The sequence below is a fragment of the Streptomyces sp. WAC05292 genome, assembly GCF_003949955.1.
Lineage (GTDB): Bacteria > Actinomycetota > Actinomycetes > Streptomycetales > Streptomycetaceae > Streptomyces > Streptomyces globosus.
The window spans coordinates 1-2917 of the sequence record NZ_RPSE01000572.1 but is presented as its reverse complement, the minus strand read 5'-3'; the positions used below and the strand labels follow the sequence as shown (position 1 = coordinate 2917).

Below are 2917 nucleotides of genomic sequence, written 5' to 3'. Positions count from 1 at the left end.
GGATCATCCCGCAGGCCCTCGTCGTCGCCTTCCTCGCCGGCGGCACCACCGCCTTCGTCGCCGCCGACAAGGCCGTACGCCTCACCGTCGACGGCCGGTCCCGCACCCTGCACACCTTCGCCGACGAGGTCGGCGAACTCCTCGCCGCCGAAGGGCTCGGCGTCGGCGCCCACGACCTCGTCGCCCCCGCCCGCACCGCCGCCCTCGGCGACGGCGACGAGATCACCGTCCACTACGGGCGCCCCGTGCGCCTCACCCTCGACGGGCGCACCAGCGAGGTGTGGACCACCGCCCGCACCGTCGAAGCAGCCCTGCGCCGGCTCGGCGTCCGTGTCGAGGGCGCCCACCTGTCCGTCCCCCGCACCGCCGCCGTCCCCCGCTCCGGCCTCGACCTCGCCGTCCGCACCGAACGCAGCGTCACCTTCCTCGCCGACGGCGGCGAGACCACCGTCCGCACCAACGCCGCCACCGTCCGCGAGGCCCTCGGCCAGGCCGGCATCACCCTCGCCGGCCAGGACACCACCTCCGTCCCGCCCGACTCCTTCCCCCGCGACGGGCAGACCGTCACCGTGCTCCGCATCACCGGCACCCGCGAGGTCCGCGAGGAGCGCATCCCCTTCGCGACCGAGCGCATCCAGGACGCGGACCTCTTCGCCGGCACCGAAGTCGTCGAACGGGCCGGCCGCCCCGGAGCCCGCCGGGTCACCTACGCCCTGCGCACCGTCAACGGCGTCCCGCAGAAGCCCCGCCGCGTCACCGAGGAGACCGTCCGCGAACCCGTCACCCAGGTCGTCCGCGTCGGCACCAAGCCGCTGCCCGCCTCCGTCGCCGGAGCCGAAGGCCTGAACTGGGCGGCCCTCGCCCAGTGCGAGTCCGGCGGCCGCCCCGACGCCACCGACCCGTCCGGCACGTACGGCGGCCTCTACCAGTTCGACGTCCGCACCTGGCAGGGCCTCGGCGGCAGCGGCCGCCCCCAGGACGCCACCGGCAGCGAGCAGACGTACCGGGCCAAGAAGCTGTACGTGCAGCGGGGGGCGAGTCCGTGGCCGCACTGCGGCCGTAGGCTTTACCGGTGAGCACCGCAGAGCAGCAGCCCGACAGAACCAGCGACGCCCTCCTCGGCGCGGCCGACATCCGCGAACTCGCGGCCGCGCTCGGCGTGCGCCCGACGAAGCAGAAGGGCCAGAACTTCGTCATCGACGCCAACACGGTGCGCCGCATCGTGCGCACCGCCGACGTCCGGCCCGACGACGTCGTCGTCGAGGTCGGGCCCGGCCTCGGCTCGCTGACGCTGGCGCTGCTCGAAGCGGCCGACCGGGTCACCGCCGTCGAGATCGACGACGTCCTCGCCGCCGCCCTGCCCGCCACCATCGAGGCCCGCATGCCGGACCGCAAGGACCGCTTCGCCCTCGTCCACTCCGACGCCCTGCTCGTCGAGGAGCTCCCCGGCCCGCCGCCCACCGCGCTCGTCGCGAACCTGCCGTACAACGTGGCCGTGCCGGTGCTGCTGACCATGCTGGAGCGCTTCCCCAGCATCCGGCGCACCCTCGTCATGGTGCAGTCGGAGGTCGCCGACCGGCTCGCCGCGAAGCCCGGCAGCAAGGTGTACGGCGTCCCCTCCGTCAAGGCCAACTGGTACGCCGAGGTCAAGCGGGCCGGCGCCATCGGCCGCAACGTCTTCTGGCCCGCGCCGAACGTCGACTCCGGGCTCGTCTCCCTCGTCCGGCGGGCCGAGCCGATCCCGACCACCGCGAGCCGGACCGAGGTCTTCGCCGTCGTCGACGCCGCGTTCGCCCAGCGCCGCAAGACCCTCCGCGCCGCGCTCGCCGGCTGGGCCGGCTCCGCGGCCGCCGCCGAAGCGGCCCTCACCGCCGCCGGGGTCTCCCCGCAGGCCCGGGGCGAATCCCTCACCGTCGAGGAGTTCGCCGCCATCGCCGAGCACAAGCCCGCCGCAGCCGAGAGGCCCGCCCTGTGAGCACCGCGCCCGCCGCAGGCGGCGTCACCGTACGCGTCCCCGCCAAGGTCAACGTGCAGCTCGCGGTCGGCGCCGCCCGGCCCGACGGCTTCCACGACCTCGCCAACGTCTTCCTCGCCGTCTCCCTCTACGACGAGGTCACCGTCACCCCCGCCGACGCCCTGGCGGTGACCTGCTCCGGGCCCGACGCCGACCAGGTGCCCCTGGACCGGACGAACCTCGCCGCACGTGCGGCCGAGCTGCTCGCCGCCCGCAGCGGACGCCCCGGCGGGGCCGCCGTCCACATCCACATCGCGAAGAACATCCCCGTCGCCGGAGGCATGGCCGGCGGCAGCGCCGACGGCGCCGGCGCGCTCCTCGCCTGCGACCGGCTGTGGGGACTCGACACGCCCGTCGCCGAGCTGCTCGGGATGTGCGCGGAGCTCGGCAGCGACGTCCCGTTCAGCCTGCTCGGCGGGGCCGCCCTCGGCACCGGCCGCGGCGAGCTGCTGACCCCCCTCGACGCGGGCTCCTTCCACTGGGTGTTCGCCGTCGCCGACGGCGGGCTGTCCACCCCGGCCGTCTTCCGCGAGTTCGACCGCCTCGCCGAGGGCCGGGAGATCCCCGAGCCGCAGGCCTCCCCGGCGCTGCTGGCCGCCCTCGCCTCCGGCGACCCCGACGCGCTGGCCGGCGCCCTGGCCAACGACCTCCAGCCGGCCGCGCTGTCGCTGCGCCCGGAGCTGGCGCGGACCCTCGCCGCCGGAACCGCGGCCGGGGCACTGGCCGGGATCGTCTCCGGCTCCGGCCCGACCACCGCGTTCCTCGTCCGCGACGGCGAGGCCGCCGCGAAGGTCGCCGCCGCCCTGGAGGCGTCCGGAACCTGCCGCACGACGCGGACCGCCACCAGCCCGACCGCGGGGGCCACCCGCATCTGACCCGTCGGCCCGCTCCGCCCGCCCCGCC

At 76.3% G+C, this 2917-nt stretch carries 3 protein-coding genes; all 3 read left to right on the top strand.

From position 1 onward, the window contains the following. A partial coding sequence (locus tag EF903_RS31135) for a resuscitation-promoting factor (protein WP_125548326.1) occupies positions 1 to 1076 on the top strand: 1076 nt, incomplete at its 5' end. Next, positions 1073 to 1975: a 16S rRNA (adenine(1518)-N(6)/adenine(1519)-N(6))-dimethyltransferase RsmA gene (gene rsmA, locus EF903_RS31130; RefSeq protein WP_125548325.1), complete on the top strand. Its 903-nt coding sequence runs from the start codon at positions 1073 to 1075 to the stop codon at positions 1973 to 1975. The genes EF903_RS31135 and rsmA, both read left to right, overlap by 4 nt. Continuing rightward, the gene (locus tag EF903_RS31125; RefSeq protein ID WP_125548324.1) at positions 1972 to 2889 is read left to right on the top strand and encodes a 4-(cytidine 5'-diphospho)-2-C-methyl-D-erythritol kinase; all 918 of its coding nucleotides are present in this window, start codon (positions 1972 to 1974) and stop codon (positions 2887 to 2889) included. Before rsmA ends, EF903_RS31125 begins: the two co-directional genes overlap by 4 nt. The last annotated feature ends 28 nt before the right edge of the window (positions 2890 to 2917 follow it).